Origin of the sequence: Candidatus Enterococcus huntleyi (assembly GCF_009933175.1) — a bacterium.
GTDB classification, from domain to species: domain Bacteria; phylum Bacillota; class Bacilli; order Lactobacillales; family Enterococcaceae; genus Enterococcus_K; species Enterococcus_K huntleyi.
The window spans coordinates 19,063-36,377 of record NZ_MAEJ01000007.1; the positions used below are offsets into that span (position 1 = coordinate 19,063).

Here is a 17,315-nt window from a genome sequence, read left to right on the forward strand (position 1 = left end):
AAATTGACAGCGCCCACACGGACGTGTTTTACTATTTAGGAAGAAACATTTATTTTACGAGGAGTGAGACACATGACACCAACCATTATTACCAATGTAAAAAGCTACGCGATCAAGCCTGACCGCCATAATTTATTAGTCGTCAAAGTCGAAACAAATAAAGGTGTATCTGGCCTCGGCTGTGGCACGTTTCAATTTAGACCACTGGCTGTTCAAACAGTCGTGGAAGAATATTTAAAACCGCTATTGATCGGTCGCGATGCCAATCAAATCGAAGATATTTGGCAAGTCATGAATGTCAATTCTTACTGGCGCAATGGCCCTGTAACCAACAATGCCATCTCTGGTGTCGATATGGCGCTCTGGGATATCAAGGCTAAGTTAGCCGATATGCCACTCTACCAATTATTAGGTGGCAAAGCCCGTACAGCGATTCCTGCGTACACACATGCCGTTGCCGATAACTTAGACGATTTGTATAAAAAAATCGATCAATTCTTAGACGAAGGTTATCGACATATCCGTTGCCAATTAGGCTTTTATGGTGGCAATCCCAGCAACTTACAAACGCCAGAACAACCGTTGGAAGGCTCTTACTTTGATCCAGATGATTATACCGAGACAACTTTGAAAATGTTCGCGGCGATTCAAGAGAAATATGGCCATCAGTTCAAAATGCTGCACGATGTCCATGAACGTTTACAGCCTAACCATGCGATTCGTTTTGCCAAAGCCTGCGAACCATTTAATCTATTTTTCTTAGAAGATATTTTGCCACCTAATCAAAACGAATGGTTGGCACAATTGCGTAGTCAAACCACTACGCCGATTGCTACCGGCGAACTTTTCAACAATCCAATGGAATGGAAAGAATTGGTTCGTAACCGTCAAATCGACTATATGCGTGCTCATGTTTCGCAAATTGGTGGGATTACACCGGCACTTAAATTAGCACATTTCTGTGAAGCGATGGGCATTCGAATTGCTTGGCATACTCCTTCAGATATTTCACCTGTCGGTTTAGCAGTCAACACGCATCTGAATATTCACTTACACAATGCCGCGATTCAAGAAAATATCGATGTACCAGAAAACACGCAAAAACTCTTTGGGCACATTCCAGCACCTAAAAAAGGCTTCTTCTATCCAATCGAACGCCCAGGAATTGGCGTTACTTTTAACGAAGAGCTTGCTGAAGAATTCCCAGTTGTCTATCGTCCACACGAATGGACCCAAAGCAGAATTCCTGACGGCACCATCGTAACACCATAAATTGATTAAGTAAAAACCGTTGCGACTCTGAGATTCGGTACCTCTTGAGTCGCAACGGTTTTTCTGTCTATTTGTTTGAAACCTTCTCAATCAATTCTAGATTGATGAATAATCCGATCAAACGGTCGAATATACGTCACCGAATAATCAATCGCCAAGATGTCACTGGATTCAAATACTCGTCCATCATCTAGTAAAGCTCGATTTTTTATCTGCATCGCCGGCGTGCCTCGCTTCGTCCTTAATAACTCAGACTGTTCTTTCGTTAGAGTCACTGGCGTATAATTACTGATATAATGGGAAATTTTATAGCCTTGTTTTTCAACAAATCGCTGAATCGAATGTTCTACCACTTCCTTAGTCACCTCAGGAAATAATTTGACAGGTAATATTGAGTGCTCCAACTGTTCAATTTTGTAATTAACGATTCGAATACGCTCAAAATACCAGACCTCTTCATTCTCAGCCAATTGAAATAAGCGCCGCTCTTCATAATCGGCTACCCGCTTTTCTAATTTCAACACACGCGATTCAATCCGATCATAAGGCGTTCGCGTCAATGAATTAAAAATTAACGGATTCTTGACCCATTTTTCGTGGACAAAAATACCTGAACCTTGAACCACACGGACAATCCCAATCTCTTCCAAACTTTTAATTGCTTGCTGGATAGTAAATCTCGAGACGCCATAAGAAGTAGCTAAGTCCCGCTGATTTGGCAACTTCCCATCCGCATATTCTTCTTGATAAATCTTACTCAATAAATCTTGAACAATAAATTCTCTCTTTTTCATTGATTTCTCCTTAGGCTTCCCGTGGAAAACCACATCACTTTCCCTATAAGACTTACTCGTCGCGTATTAAGTTAAGTAATCAGCTAGCTTCTCAGTCTATCTACCTGTCACCTGACCTATTAACCCACTGATTAGCCAAACTCGTTCGGCTTAAACTGTGCTTGAATATCGGCAAACCGTTTCAACGGTTCCTGATTCGGCTGATGCTCACCAATCATCTTCTCCATCCAAACCATGTTGTACCACGTATTATATTTGTAGCCACATTGATAAAATTCACCAACTAAACGGTAGCCTAGACGTTCATGGTAGCTGACACTATCCTTAGTAAGATATTGATCTTCAACTGCAGGATATGCAATACAGGCATATAAGTTTAAAATTCCTTGTTGTTCTAAGGCAGCTTCAAGCGCCGTATATAATTTTTTTCCCAAGCCCATTCGTTTGCAATTCGGATCAACATAAATCGTCGTTTCAACTGCATAATCATAAGCCGCTCGCCCTTTAAAAGCACTCGCATGCGCATAACCGACGATTTTCTGTCCTTTTTTTGCGATAAGATAAGGATAACGTTCTAAAGTCGTCGCCATCCGATTTTTGAATTCTTGGACAGTCGGCACTTCATATTCAAAAGTGATTGCTGTCTCTTCCACGTAATACGCATAAATGGCCAGCAACGCCTCTGCATCATCCAATGTTGCCAGTTCAATCTGTAATTTATCCATCCAAATCCCTCCATCCAATAAAATTAGTATAGCATTATTAGACGCCGGTACAATAAAAACTCCCAAGAAGTTTCCCTCTCAGAAGTTTTTTTCTGTCCAATACATGCACAACAAAATAATTAACGCCACTGAGAAATATATTCCCCAGCTAAATCATATTCAAAATTTAAATCTGTATGCCCACGAATTCCCTGCACACCAACTGTCCAAGTCCACCGCTTACTGGAACCATTTAGAATCACAATCGAAACTCCTGGATAATAGGTATCCAACTCATTGATAGAGGCTTCGGTCTCTTTAATTATTTTTGGAATAACTGTCCAATCAATCTTATCATAGGCAATCGTCTGACTGACTGGAATCGTGATTTCATCTGCGTCTTTCTTCCATTTCATCAGAGGATTCGTCGGCCAATACCAGTACTCATCCTGTAAATCAGTGGTCGGATTGACTACCCGAGCCACTGCATAAACGCCACTTTTCAACGGGACATTGCGGACATGAAAACTAAAACTAATCAATTGCAGATCTTTTCCCTTTAGCAATTTTAAGTCAGAAAGTTTTCCCATAATAGCAGCCGTTTTCGCCTCATCACGAAAATCATTTCGATCAAACGGCAAATACGTAGTGAAGCAGCCAATGATCAGACTACCTACGGGGATAACTAGCAAAGTCACTAACCAATAGGTCAATTTTTTTCGTTTTTTTAGACCCGTAACTAGAAAAATTATCATCATCAAGCCCGTTCCTACAAGCCAGACTACAGGGATTAGACGGATCATCCTATTCCTAGTTTCAGCAAGCTCATACTCATTGATTCCCAACCAATTTTCCGCTAAGTTGACGTTATTCAGGACGACTAAGCCCAATACAGAGCCAATTACGAGAAGCCAGAATAATAAAATAAGGACACTCGCGATTACTTTTCTTGATTTCTCCATAGTACGATCCTTTCTGGTAAATAGATTGCTACAAATAAATTGACTTTGACAAGACGAATGAATAAATACTAGATAGTGTATGAATACTCATAATAAGTTTAGCATATCCCTTCACAATCCCCGCTTGATTTGCGTTTTTTTATGTGGAAGGTCACTTCTATTTATGATTATCTACTGAATGGGAATCTTAGCTATTCATGGAACTGTTTTATGCGCTGTTTTATGAATTATTTACCCACTAACAAAATCAAAATAAAAAACTACACGTACTATGTATTCGTGTAGAGTAAAAAACGTTACTATAGATAATAATTTTTTTGCAGTTGGTTCTGAACAAATAAATACACAATTCACGAAAACATAGCAGCAACAATTATTTATTTTGGCAGCAAATTCATCACTTCATACTATTTTCATTTGGAAATAAGAAGCACACCATTATAAATATTTATCAAGAGAACCAGCGCTATCACAAGTTGGAATATTATTGTTATCTTTTGAGCTGAAAAGAGTACACTAACCTTCGCACCAATTAGGCCACCTAAAATTGCTGCAGGAATTATATACCAAAGAATGGTGAAATCGTAAGGTGAAAAACCGGTGTTTAAAGCGATTGTAATGATTTTTGAGAGTTGCGAGAATAAAATCGTACAAATCGAATAAACAGTGGCCTCTTTAATGGGCATAGCAAAAAGTAGCATCAAAAGAGAAACATTAATAGGTCCCCCACCTATCCCAAGAAGACTTCCTAAAAATCCTAGTAAAACACCGCAAAATAAATACCAGTATATTACTTTCAACTCATAAGGTTGCCAATTATATCGCGTATATAAAAAGGCAAATATAAGCAAGCTTATTGTTAGTAAGATTTGAATTAATTGCACCGTGGTCCCCTCAAATAGTTGTACGAATTTTTCAAAGACCATACTGCCAAAACTTCCACCTATAATGGCCCCTATAGATAAGACAATAACTTTTTTCCAAACCAATGACAAGCCATTCTGGACTTGACGTGTTGTAGATACGACGGACATAACAAACACGGCTACTGTCGAATAGAAAGATATCCCACTTACTGAATCCAAAGAAAAGATTTCTAGCACAGGTTTAATAATCACGCCACCACCCATGCCAGAAATCGCCCCAACTGTATTGGCAACCACAATAACAATAAAATATAATAAACCTTTCAAGATAGATAACTCCTCCCTAAAAAATAAGATTGGACTATTAGTCAGTCTCTGACTAGTTGTCCAATCTCTGTAAAAAATTAATTAGAAACTGAATCATTCCTTTTGTTGTTTTCCTTTATAGAGTTGTATTCAGCGTCTCATTTAATTATTCCCACACAAATCAATTTGATAGTTCGAGATTCCATCCCCCCTACTCCTCAGCTCTTCCGAAATTAGCCGTTACGATTTTGTTGAATTCTTCTCTCTTCATTTTCTGCTCTGACACGGCAGCAACAAGTATTTCCACACATTGCTCTTTTGAAAGATATGCTGTATTTAAACATAAATCGTATGCTTCCTTCTTGCCCCAAGTAGTACGATTATAACTTGCGTTAGTATACAATTCTCGCGCTCGATCTTCCTTTTTTAAGATTGCTTCTAGTTCAACTTTAGAAAAATCACAAGCTTCATAGCGATTATCTAGGATGACTCGAGAACTTTTTTCTTCAATTGAAGAGCTATAAATCATCACTGACAAATAAGATTCTCTATCTTCTGTACAGTTCTCATTTCCTCGCTCATGAATTAGACAAGGTGTTCTTTTTAAAAGGTTTCGTATCTCTTCATTAAAAGTAGAATGAATTTGTTTGAAATTTTCATTTTCCCGTAGTGCCTGAAAAGATTGAGCATCGTTCTCCAGATTTAAATTTAGAAGATTTAAGTTTTTCTCAATTCTAGGGTCACCAATACGTTCGATAAGATTGACGTCATCACAAAATGTAATGCCCAATACTTTTGCCGTAACTACGCCAATCCATCGCCCCATACTACAGTACTCACTGTCTAAAAATATGTGCTTCATCACATCTTTCCTCCTGTTTATCTTTGAAAGCTAATTTATCTTGCTCTCTTTCAATTATTTTTAGATAGTCCAATTCATTAACTCTAGCCGTTCTCGTGAGCTAGGTATATTTTGAAGAACAAGTCAACAGTTGCTTCCTTATAGAATTTCTCCATTTGAAGCAATCACCTCTTTATACCAATCAAATGACTTCTTTTTTATACGTTTTCCAGTTCCCTGTCCTTCGTCATCTAAGTCTACATAAATAAATCCATAGCGTTTGGACATTTCACCAGTGCTAGCTGCTATAAGATCGATGGGCCCCCAAGCAGTGTACCCCATTACTGGCACTCCATCGATTTCAATTGCTTTTTTCATTTCAGCCAAATGATTGCGGATATAGTCAATACGATAATCATCTTGAATCGTACCATCTGCTTCTATTTTATCTGTTGCTCCAAGTCCGTTTTCTACGACCATTACAGGTAACTGATAACGATTGTACAAGAAATTCAAGGCATATCTAAGACCTTTAGGATCAATTCCCCATCCCCATTCTGAGCGTTCGAGGTAGGGATTTTTATACCCAGTTTCTAGACCATTTAAACCTTTGAGTATCCCTTTAGTATTCTTTCCACAAACATGTGTCAGATAATAGCTAAATGAAACAAAATCAACGATTCCATCCCTCAAAATGCTATCATCACCCTTGTTTGTCGGTAATTTTATATTTTGTCTATCTAGTTCCTTCAACTTATAATTTGGATAGGCACCACGACATTGGACATCCGTATAAAAGAGCATTTTTTGTTGAAATTCTTCATTTCCTTGAATATCAGCAGGATCAGCGCTATTTGGATAAGAAAAATGTCCTGCATACATCGATCCAAACCGATTATCCGCATCAATTTCACGGCCAAGCTTAACAACCTTAGCACTGGCTAGTAGCTGATGATACGCAGCAACCATTTTTTGCTCTTCGCTCGACGCTAGAGAAAGTCCCCCTGCATTCCAAGGCATAGTCGACATGACATTAATTTCATTAAATGTAAGCCAATATTTCACTCGCCCTTTAAAGTGCTTTATAACCGTTTCAGCATATTTCGCATAAAAATCGACAACTTTTCTATTTTCCCAAAAATTATATTTATTTAATCCTACTGGCGTTTCAAAATGAGAAAGTGTAACTAACGGCTCAATTCCATATGATAAGCATAAATTGATAACCTTATCATAAAAAAGCAATCCTTTTTGATTTGGTTCTTGTTCGTCACCTTGCGGAAATATTCTTGACCAAGCAAAAGATAGTCGATAACATTTAAAGCCAAGCTCCGCAAACAAAGCAATATCTTCTTCATACTGATTGTAGTGATTAATTGCTTGATGTGTCGGATAATATTTTCCGTTTTCAACAGTCTGTGTAATCTCCCTTTTTGTTCCTTTCGAACCTAAAACCATCAAATCTGCTGTACTTAATCCTTTCCCATCTGTCAGATATGCCCCTTCAATTTGATTAGCTGCTGTAGCTCCACCCCATAAAAAATCATTTGGAAATCCCATATATATTTCTCCTTTTAATTATCTGCTGTAACATTTATTAACGCTTCACCAACGTTTACTGATTTTTTATCAGTCGGCTCAATTTTCGAAAAATCACCTGAATTGGTCACTACCACTATAGTTGTGTCTTCTAAGCGATTATTTTTAATCACCTCTAAATCTGCTTCCAATAGTAGGTCCCCTTTGGAAACCTTTTGTCCATCTGATACATGAGAAGTGAATCCATTACCATTCAAAGTAACCGTATCTATCCCTACATGAATTAAAATTTCCATTTCACTATCACTTTGTAGCCCAATCGCATGGTTACTCTCAAACGTCGCTGAGATTTTTCCATCTATCGGGGAATATACTTTTCCATCCGAAGGTAAAATAGCTACCCCTTTGCCTACTGCACCACTTGAAAACACCTCGTCAGCGACATTTTCTAAATTTATCACTTCTCCAGCTATTGGTGATGCGATAATTCCGCCTATTTTATTCAATAATAGATCTGTTTCAGCAACTTGACTCTCGCTGAGCGGACTTTCTTTTTCCTCGTCTATTCCTAAAATAAGTGAAACTATAAACCCGACCACAAATGCAATCAAGCAACTGATCACTGCATAAATGAAATTCGACATTCCTTTTTCACCAAAAAAGCTTGGCAAGGCAAATATACCGGGGGCAACTTGAGCATACCTTCCTACGTTCATTATCCCAATAAATAATCCAGCCGCTCCACCACCGATCATGGCCGAAATCAATGGTTTTTTATATTTCAAGTTAATACCATATAATGCAGGTTCTGTAATTCCTGCTACAGCCGATATCCCTGATGAAAAAGCTAGCTGTTTGATAGAGCTATTTTTTGTTTTAAATGCAACAGCTAATGCTGCACCTCCTTGAGCAATGTTTGACACCATCATTCCTGGTCCAGCAACTGTATCAAAGCCACTTGTGGCTAACATATTTATGCCAATTGGGATCAAACCATAATGCATTCCTGTCATGACTAATAAAGGTGTAAAAGTCCCTACAAGTAGCGGAACCAACCAGTTTGCATAGCTATTAATAAATTCAACAATAGAGCCGAGCCCATTTCCTAGTATAGTTCCTAAAGGACCAATCAAAATTAAAGTAATCGGTGCTACTATCAATAAAGTAAATAATGGACTCATAAAAATTCGAATAGCACTTGGCATAAATTTATCTACTAAGGGTTCAACATACGATAAAAACCAAACTGCTAGAATAATCGGAATCACTGAAGACCCATAGTTAGCTATTGTAACGGGTAATCCGAATAAAGACAGAGAATCTCCTGTCTCCTTAGCATTTGCAACCATGGCTACAAAAGTTGGGTGCAACATAACTGCTCCCAAAGTGATTGCTATGTACTGATTGCAACCGAATTTCTTTGCTGCTGAGCTAGCCAATAATAACGGTAAAAAATAAAAAGCTGCATCGCCAATAAGACTTAAAAATTGATATGTTTGAGAATCAGTCGATAGCCATCCCAACATTGTGAATAGCGCTAAAAAAGCTCTTAACATTCCTGCACCGGTCAGAGCGGGTATGATAGGTACAAAAATACTAGCAATTGTATCTAAAACTTTTGAAATAATTCCTTTTTTATCGTCTTCTGTTCTTTCTTCCTTAAAAGATTGCGAGCCTAACATTTTTTCAATCTCGTTAAATACAAACTTAACATCTCCACCAACAATTACTTGAAATTGACCTCCTTGGTTTACAACACCCGCAACACCTGATAAGTTTTTTAACGCATCTACATTTGCCTGACTATCCTCTTTTAAATTAAAACGAAGACGCGTCGCACAATGTACAAGACTTTTTACGTTTTCTTTGCCACCGACATTATCTAATATCTCTTGGCCCAATTCCTTATAACCCATACTATTTTCTCCTTTTTTATTATTAACCTTGTTGTAATTCGACTATAACGCGTCAAAAAATATTATTCAATCCATTTGAAACCGTTTTATACACTGTTGCTAAATCGTTCACTCTAATCCTGATTTTTACGCAACAACGTTCCAAAAAAATCCACTCATTAACAATTTAGTTAATAAGTGGATTTTGAGATTTTCTTTTCAATTCAAATTCGGAAGAGTTTTTCTTTCGAATTTGTTCGTTGTATTCGTAATTGGTCGCAAAATAACTTGCATATAGCGTGTCCAATATAAAAGCTGCTGAAATTAATGTGCTAAAGTTTCCTAAGTTATCAATCAATTTCTCTCTAGTAGAAAGATAAAGAGTGCAGGAAGATAGATTAGATAATGAGTTTTCACCGTAAGAGGTAATAATAATTGCCGGAATCTGTCGTTCTTTTAATTTTTCAGCAACTCTTAACAGGCGACTCGTTTCTCCAGAATAGGAAATAAGAATGAAACAATCTGTTTTTCTTGCATTTATAGCTTCATAAAAGAGATTGTCTAGTCTTGTATCAATGATGACATTCTTCCCTATTTTTATCATTCTATTTCTAAAAGTTTGCCCCATCTCGATTGTATCCCCTGCTGAACCAATAAAAATATTTTCACTTTTCCGAATGATATCCGTCGCCTCTTGCAGATTACGGGGGACTAATAAAGAAAGTGAATCAGCAATTGTTTCTTGATACAGTGCTCCAATTTTATTAGCGATTATATGACTACGATCATTCTTAATAAATGGTCTATTCGGATCAATATCTTGGAAATGATTACTTAAATAAATAGTTTCTTCAAGAAAAGCATCTCTAAAATCATTATATCCACGAAATCCAATTTTCTGACAAAAACGAATAATAGTCGAAGGAGCAACATATAACTTATCAGCAATACTTCGTGCACTTTCATTCCGCAGCGTTGTCTCATTTTCTATAAAATATTCGGCTATCGTTTTCTCGAGTTTTGTTAAGTTAGCCGACTCGACAATCTTTTCTCTCACTAGCAAATAGTGTTCCCCCCACTTCATTTATCATATGATGTTATTCAATCACCTAGAATATGAAAAGTCAACGACCATATGGGATAATTCTTTCCATCGTACTGAATTATCTTTGTATTTCACTTGATTTTATCCATCCTAATGGAAACTAATATGGTTTTAGCTAGCTTTATCCAGTGTACTGGATAAATAAACCGTATTTATTGATTTTAGTCCATCAAATTAGTCAAAAAGCGTATCGAACATTAATTTCTTAATCATTCGATACGCTTGTCTTATTTATCTATGAAATCACTTTAATCTTATTAAATGGATAATAAACAAAGCGAGCTTTGCCGAATATATCCTGACTTGTTACTACACCGAACGAGCGGCTATCCTTAGAAACACGACGGTTATCGCCCATCACAAAGTAACTATCTTCAGGCAGCTTACGCATCCCCAGAAGGTTTTCCAACGTGAAATTAGTGGTATACGGCATTTTTTCTTCCGAGTTTTTTGCTTCATTTGCTAAAAAAGGTTCCTCAATCTTCTTCCCGTTGATATACAGTTGATCCTTTTCATATTCGATCTTATCGCCTGGAAGACCAATTACCCGTTTAATGTAAGTATTACCATCAGAAAGCTGAAAAAGGACGACATCGAAGCGTTTGATTGGGGTGATTTTTTCCATAAGAATCATATCTCCCTGTTTCAATGTTCCCTCCATCGAATTTCCTTCCACTTCAATCGGAATGAGTAAAAATCCTCGAATCAAAAATACCATTGCCACAGCAATTATTATATATCGTATAATTAACCAAAGTTTTTCGAAAATCCACCGTCTTTTTTCCACAGTTACTCCCTCATTTTCACTATCTTACCTCATTATATGAAATATTAGTCAAGATTGCTAATCATTCTTTTATTTTCCTACCTTATCAACTGCTGTCAAATAAGCCTTATCATTGGCTAAAATTAATTTGCGAAGCGCCGCCTCTAGTGCTGTTGCAGTAGTATCATCGACTTTTCCCGTCGCCGGATGTTTCACTGTTCTTTGGAAATCACTAACAGCTGCAACCGTTTTTTCATCAAAGGTTTGGCCGTTTGTATCATAATCCAATGCCGCAAGTACCTTGTTCAGATTTTCTATCACTGGCGAGGTATCGCCTTTTTCCCATGTTCTCTCACGAGAAATTGGCTTCGAGTAAGCATATTCTGGATAATCCGCTTCGATTGTGGGCTCAATTCCTTTTTTATGAATCCACTCCCCTTTCGGAGTCAACCATTTCATGACAGTCAATTTAATTTCGCTCTCCTCATCAAGGCCACGTACTGTTTGGACAGTTCCTTTACCGAACGTTTTTGTACCTATAAGAGGAATCTCTGCTGATTCATTTAGAGCAGCAGCGAAAATTTCTGAAGCCGAGGCACTATAGCCGTTCACTAAGACAGCGACAGGCTCAGTTACCTTGAAGCCACCATCCAGCTGTTTACTTGCGACCGTTCCTGATTTATTACCTTCTTTATCTGAAAATTGAACAATCATTTTGCCGTCTTTTAAGAACATGCTGGACATTTCTTCCACTTGATTTAAGAGGCCACCCGTATTATCTCGCAAATCAATAACGAATGCTTTCGCCCCATCTTTTCTTAACGACTGAATCGTTTCCTTCAATTCCTTCGCTGTGTTCTCGCCAAATGCTGAAATCTGAATGGATCCGACTGTTTTGTTCTTTTCATCAATCGTGCCCTTCACCGTGGTTTGTGGAATCGTATCGCGTTTCAACGTCACGACAAAACTTTCTTTTGCTCGCTGAATCGTCAACGTAACCTCAGTTCCTTTTTCTCCACGAATCGTCGAAACGACCTCTGATAACGTCTTTCCCTCAGTTGCTTGACCATCTACTTTTAAAATGATATCTTCCGCTTTCAAGCCAACCTTTTCTGCTGGACTACCTTTCACTGGTGCCTCGGCAATCGTCGGTTGCTCATTTTTTATGGTCACTACCGCGCCAATTCCTTCAAAAGACCCCGCTAAACTATCCGTAAGATCTGTCGCTTCTTGACTATCTAAATAACTTGAGTAAGGATCATCTAAGGCTTCGGTCATACCTTTTAATGCCCCTTCGATTAAGTCGTCCTTCTTGACCTCTTCCACATAGGAATCATTGATTTCGTCATAGAGTGCATGCACTTTTTTTAATTCATCTGTCTCCACCGCAGATTCATTTGCCTGATTTTTTTCTGCTAAATGAATTTCTTTTTGAACAATATAGACACTACCACCACTAATAATTCCTATACAAATCATAGAAACAATATATCTATTAAAACTAATAAATTGATTGTGTTTCGACATGTTAGTTATCCTCCTGTTTGTACAACTATAAAAATAGTACCACGTAAATTCCCCGAGTGAAAGACCAGCTTTCTCGATTCCCACATTTCATCTGTTATTCCCAAAATATTTCAGTCCATCCGCAAAAAACTTCACTCAGAGATGCGAAAAATTCTTACTCGGAAAAAATTTACTCTCCTCTTGCTTCAAAAAAAGACATTAGTCACAATGACCAATGCCTCATTTCTTATAATTGATTATTCTCAACATATTTCTCCCAGGTTTGATCAAATAAATCCATGTTAGGAAGATAGTCGACACTCAATTCCAAATACGAAGAAATCTCTTCATAATCCTCTGATTGTTTTGGAAACTGGATATCATGGCTTGCATGATTGGCGAAACTCATCTCTGGATCATTTCTATGAGGTCCACGCAGTGTCATTAAATAATGATAAAAACTCCTTCTCATTCTATCCCTCCAACTCTAGACAAACGATTCGTTCGTCTAGTAACTTGTTATAGATTTTCACTATTGACCATTCGAAACTTACTCAGCTGATTCTTTTTGACTGTCATCTGGTAAATATAAACTAAAGCTAATCGAATCGTCAACTAAATTTATACGGTCAGCTTTCAAATACATACCATTTTGCATCCGGAATTGGTCCAAACGAATCAGTACCGTTTGTTCTTTGGCATCCACTTCCACCCAGTCTGGTAATTTATAATTCTTCTTCACCATATTCATGACATCTTTAATCGGTAAACCCAATGTGCCAATCGACAGACTCTTCGCTTTCAATTGGACATTGCCGTTTTCCATCACATACGGTTCGAAATAGAGGTAAAAATTGACTGGCATACCGAGTACTTTAAATTCACCATTCAATAGTGCTTGGTTTTCCAGATAAAAGCTGTACTTAATATCAGAGTCTTTTTGAAAATCGCTTAAATAAAAATCAATTAATTGATTGACCTTTTCTTTTTGCGTGTTAATCGTCAAGACAGGCTCCCCTTGACGTTCTGTAATTGTGGGCGTCTCATAGCTAGGTTCTCTAAGTGAAAAGATGCGAGTTCCCAGAAAAATCCCTGAACCAATCACAAGACCCGCCAGCAGAATAAACGCAATTTTCCAGACATTTATTGGTGCTTTTTCAGTCTGAGTCATCTTCTGCTTATTCGGACGATTCTGCTTCTTTTTTTCTGCCCCTTGAATATTGCCTTGTTTTTTGGCTTTACTTTTTTCTGCATTCGCTGTATTCGCGCGTTCTGCCTTCTGCTCTTGCTCTTTTTGATTATCCATCTTACTCAGCCTCTTTTTCTAACCATTTCGATTCTGTCTTCGCTAATTGTTCGGTCACCGCATTCGCCATCAACTGATAGCCTAAGTTGTTTGGATGAAAATGATCGTCCTCATATAACACATTATTTTTCACTGTATTGAGATTATCTTCTGCCGTGATTGAAGTATTACTATCACTAGTTTCAATCCCCACCTCATTATTATAGCCTCGATAGAGCAAATCATTGATTGGAATAAAATAACTATTTCCTTCTTCTTCAACTGCTGCCTGCGTCTTTTCATTCCACTGATCAACAATTGTTTGCATATCCGTAATTTCTGGGAAATTTAGATAAAATGGGTTATAAATTCCCAAAACATAAATCGGTACCTGAGGATTTAATTCGCGAATCTCTGCCAGAATTTCCGTCACTCGTTCTTGGTATTTCACTGAAGGTTTATCAAAAGTTTTCACAGATAAGCCAAAAATATTGGATTGGATAACCTTCATTAGATCATTTCCACCCACTGTCACACTGACGATTGATGACGATTCAATGTTCTCTCTCAATTCATCATCCTTTTTAAGTCGTTTCAGTATTTGGTCGCTTCTCTCACCGCCTACACCAAAATTATCAATCTCAACGGAGGTTAACTTGTACTCTTCTTTCAACTGGTCGGCAACCAATGGAACAAAGCCCCCTTGTTGTGTTTGATCCCCTACACCTTGCGTCAATGAATCCCCGACTGCTGTATAGTGGATTTTTTCTTTCTTAGTAGAGGTTACTGTTGCTCGCCCTTGGCTTGCGATTAACAAAGGTTCTGATTTTGGGATGGTCATCGCTAAGCCAGTATAAGAAATGAGTGCCACAAACCCTATCGCTAAGAGTGGCCAGCCTATTTTTTTTATTCTCTTATCCATTACTTCACGTCCATTCACTCGTTCACATTTGTATTATAGTAGCAAAAATTAAACCAAAAAGGTAGTTATTCTAGAAAAAATGCCTCCATCTACACGCGAATTTAAATATTTCTTTCTTTTTAACGTTTTTAAGCTGAACAAATAGATAGAGTGTGAGACATCACGCCCCACACTCTCTACTCCATGTTATTTGCTATTTTTGATTTCTCGCGCACTTAATCCGTGTAGTACATAATCGCAAAAGCGCCTTTTCCTGTATGTGTGGCAATCACAGGATTGGTATGTAATACATAAATCGTCAAGTCTGGAAATAGTTCTTGCAATCCCGTTTTAAATTCTTCGACAATCGACAAGCCATCCGCATGAGAAATCCCTATTTGTCTAACATTTCCTGATTTGCTTAACTCCGCCTTTAATTCACTAAACCATTTACTGAACGTCTTAGAACCACGTCCTTTGGCAACAGGAATTAACTTGGCATTTTCAAAATCCATTACGACACGCATGTTGAAGATATTGGATAAGAGACCCGTTGTCCGACTAATTCTGCCACCTTTAACCAGATTATTTAAAGTAGAAATTCCAATGAATAATTTAGTGTGGTCATGAACTTCTTGAATAACCTCTAGAATTTCCGAAATATCGGCTCCCGCTTTTGCTAATTCAGCCGCGCGAATCACTTGGAAAGATAACCCTTGGTCAGTGAAATCACTATCAATAACTGTCACTTCTGTTTGCGACATATTTCCAGCTTGGCGAGCAGCTTCCACTGTTCCACTCAAACTTTTAGTCATATGAATAGAGATTACTTGACTACCATCTTTACCTAATTCATCGTACAATTCAACAAATTCGCCAATTGGTGGTTGACTGGTCTTGGGCAAAGCCTCTGCCTTTTCCATCATATCCATGAATTTTTCGCCGCCTAATGTCTCGTCATCGCGATACATTACGCCGTCGATCATAATCGACAAGGGCATCACATGGATATTTAAGTCTTCACAAATAGATTTCTCCATTGTACAAGAAGAATCAGTTACAATTTTTACATTTGCCATCGCTTTATCACTCTTTCTTTTAAAGCTACCACATTTCGTGGTAGAATACACATAAGGTATTTATTCTGTTTTCAGTATAACAGAGAAGAAATTTTTTTTCATCAAATTAAATTCAAACATAGGATGGTGATTATATGGAGAAACTCCACTTTAGTCGAAAATACTTAATTGTTAACGAAGTCTTAAATGCGGTCACCCACGGTATTGGTGCCGGACTCAGCATTGCTGGACTTGTTCTATTGATTGTCAAAGGCGCCCGTTTAGGCTCCTCTCTTCATGTGGTTTCTTATTGTCTGTATGGTGCCACATTGATTTTGCTTTTTCTGACATCAACCCTTTTCCACAGCTTAATTTTTACAAAGGCCAAGAAAGTCTTTCAAGTCTTCGACCATAGCTCCATTTTCTTATTAATCGCCGGTAGCTATACGCCATTTTGCCTATTAAGTATCCAAGGCTGGCTAGGTTGGACGTTATTTTTCTTAATTTGGACATTAGCCATCTGTGGTGTTGTTTATAAATCACTCACGTTACACAAGAAGCAGACCGTTTCGAAAATATCGACATTCATCTACATCGTTATGGGCTGGCTTTGCCTGATTGCAGCGAAACCGTTATATGATTCCTTAGGTATTGTGGGTATTTCTTTACTTGTAGCCGGTGGCGTCTCTTACACGCTAGGCGCTGCTTTTTATAGTCTAAAAGGAGTTCGGTTCATGCATGTCGTGTGGCATCTATTTGTTATGCTAGGTGCAGGATTCATGTTCTTCTCAATCCTATTCTTTACCTAATCACAAAAAAATCGCAAACAAATAAGTTGAAATCCGCAAATACTGTAGCGGATTTCAGCTTATTTTTTCTTGCTTTTTTTGATTGTTACACTTATTTTATACGGCTGTGTATAGTCATCTATTTTGTCTTACATGTTATTCCGAAATTCTTACTCCCCTGTTTCATTCTCGAGCTGTTGCTCCGTCTGAGTTTCAGTTTGGTTACTTCGATGGTAAGTTTCAAATTGGAACGGATAAAGATTTTTTTCATCTTGCGCACCTTCGCTGAGACTGATTTGTGACCAGTTATCCCAATCAACTTCAGGAAAATAGGCATCTCCATCAAACGCATGATGAATGACTGTTCGATATAGAACACTGCAATGAGGCAAAAACTCTTTATAAATCATTGAGCCACCAGCAACAAACGTAATCCCGTCATATTCTTTTTCATAAGCCAAAACTTCTGCCAATGAATGCATCACTTCGACCCCAGCTGCAACATACGTCTGGTCTCTCGTCAAAACAATCGTTTTTCTGTTAGGTAAAGGACGTCCGCCCATACCTTCAAACGTTTTTCGACCCATAATCAGAGTGTTACTCTCCGTCATTTGTTTGAAAAACTTTAAGTCACTTGGCAAATGCCAGGGTAGTTGATCTTGTTTGCCGATCAAGCCATTTTCATCCTGTGCCCAAATAGCTGCTAACATACAATCCCCTATTCTCG

17 protein-coding genes are annotated in these 17,315 nt (G+C 37.9%); 2 read left to right on the top strand and 15 right to left on the bottom strand.

All coding sequences use genetic code 11. The features are described 5' to 3' along the window. The first annotated feature begins 72 nt into the window (after positions 1-72). Entirely contained in the window at positions 73-1,272 is a 1,200-nt protein-coding gene (locus BAU15_RS04705) for an enolase C-terminal domain-like protein (protein ID WP_161841601.1), read from the top strand. A gap of 86 nt (positions 1,273-1,358) precedes the next feature. Here BAU15_RS04705 and BAU15_RS04710 read toward each other — a convergent pair whose 3' ends face one another. The 14 genes from BAU15_RS04710 to BAU15_RS04775 all read right to left on the bottom strand — a co-directional run bounded on the left by BAU15_RS04710 (position 1,359) and on the right by BAU15_RS04775 (position 15,821). Then, positions 1,359-2,066, bottom strand: a complete 708-nt coding sequence (locus BAU15_RS04710; RefSeq protein WP_161841602.1) for a GntR family transcriptional regulator — start codon at positions 2,064-2,066, stop codon at positions 1,359-1,361. A 131-nt stretch (positions 2,067-2,197) separates the two neighbouring features. Further along, positions 2,198-2,791: a GNAT family N-acetyltransferase gene (locus BAU15_RS04715; protein WP_161841603.1), complete on the bottom strand. Its 594-nt coding sequence runs from the start codon at positions 2,789-2,791 to the stop codon at positions 2,198-2,200. Positions 2,792-2,910: 119 nt separating this feature from the next. Next, positions 2,911-3,732, bottom strand: a complete 822-nt coding sequence (locus BAU15_RS04720) for a hypothetical protein (RefSeq protein WP_161841604.1) — start codon at positions 3,730-3,732, stop codon at positions 2,911-2,913. A gap of 413 nt (positions 3,733-4,145) precedes the next feature. After that, positions 4,146-4,925, bottom strand: a complete 780-nt coding sequence (locus BAU15_RS04725) for a sulfite exporter TauE/SafE family protein (protein ID WP_161841605.1) — start codon at positions 4,923-4,925, stop codon at positions 4,146-4,148. 190 nt (positions 4,926-5,115) lie between these two features. Next, complete coding sequence (locus BAU15_RS04730) at positions 5,116-5,766, bottom strand: cytidylate kinase family protein (RefSeq protein WP_161841606.1); 651 nt, start codon at positions 5,764-5,766, stop codon at positions 5,116-5,118. Between the two features lie 138 nt (positions 5,767-5,904). Continuing rightward, entirely contained in the window at positions 5,905-7,305 is a 1,401-nt protein-coding gene (locus tag BAU15_RS04735; protein WP_161841607.1) for a glycoside hydrolase family 1 protein, read from the bottom strand. 14 nt (positions 7,306-7,319) lie between these two features. Further along, entirely contained in the window at positions 7,320-9,200 is a 1,881-nt protein-coding gene (locus BAU15_RS04740; RefSeq protein ID WP_161841608.1) for a beta-glucoside-specific PTS transporter subunit IIABC, read from the bottom strand. Positions 9,201-9,366: 166 nt separating this feature from the next. Next, a complete protein-coding gene (locus BAU15_RS04745) occupies positions 9,367-10,236 on the bottom strand; it encodes a MurR/RpiR family transcriptional regulator (protein ID WP_161841609.1) in 870 nt (289 codons plus the stop codon). A gap of 283 nt (positions 10,237-10,519) precedes the next feature. Further along, positions 10,520-11,071, bottom strand: coding sequence for a signal peptidase I (gene lepB, locus BAU15_RS04750; protein WP_161841610.1), 552 nt, complete (start codon positions 11,069-11,071; stop codon positions 10,520-10,522). A 69-nt stretch (positions 11,072-11,140) separates the two neighbouring features. Further along, positions 11,141-12,577: a S41 family peptidase gene (locus BAU15_RS04755; RefSeq protein WP_161841611.1), complete on the bottom strand. Its 1,437-nt coding sequence runs from the start codon at positions 12,575-12,577 to the stop codon at positions 11,141-11,143. Between the two features lie 226 nt (positions 12,578-12,803). After that, positions 12,804-13,028: a YozE family protein gene (locus tag BAU15_RS04760; protein WP_161841612.1), complete on the bottom strand. Its 225-nt coding sequence runs from the start codon at positions 13,026-13,028 to the stop codon at positions 12,804-12,806. Between the two features lie 78 nt (positions 13,029-13,106). Further along, a complete protein-coding gene (locus BAU15_RS04765; RefSeq protein ID WP_161841709.1) occupies positions 13,107-13,727 on the bottom strand; it encodes a YpmS family protein in 621 nt (206 codons plus the stop codon). Between the two features lie 136 nt (positions 13,728-13,863). Then, positions 13,864-14,763 carry an SGNH/GDSL hydrolase family protein gene (locus BAU15_RS04770; RefSeq protein ID WP_161841613.1) on the bottom strand — a complete coding sequence of 300 codons (900 nt, stop codon included), beginning with the start codon at positions 14,761-14,763 and terminating at the stop codon, positions 13,864-13,866. A 215-nt stretch (positions 14,764-14,978) separates the two neighbouring features. Beyond that, a complete protein-coding gene (locus BAU15_RS04775) occupies positions 14,979-15,821 on the bottom strand; it encodes a DegV family protein (protein WP_161841614.1) in 843 nt (280 codons plus the stop codon). A 134-nt stretch (positions 15,822-15,955) separates the two neighbouring features. On the opposite strand from BAU15_RS04775, the gene trhA reads away from it, so the two are divergent. After that, positions 15,956-16,609 (top strand): PAQR family membrane homeostasis protein TrhA, encoded by a 654-nt coding sequence (gene trhA, locus BAU15_RS04780; protein WP_161841615.1) that lies wholly within the window; start codon positions 15,956-15,958, stop codon positions 16,607-16,609. A gap of 149 nt (positions 16,610-16,758) precedes the next feature. Here the strand turns inward: trhA and BAU15_RS04785 are convergent, their stop codons facing one another. Further along, positions 16,759-17,298 carry a dihydrofolate reductase gene (locus tag BAU15_RS04785; RefSeq protein ID WP_161841616.1) on the bottom strand — a complete coding sequence of 180 codons (540 nt, stop codon included), beginning with the start codon at positions 17,296-17,298 and terminating at the stop codon, positions 16,759-16,761. Positions 17,299-17,315 lie beyond the last annotated feature (17 nt).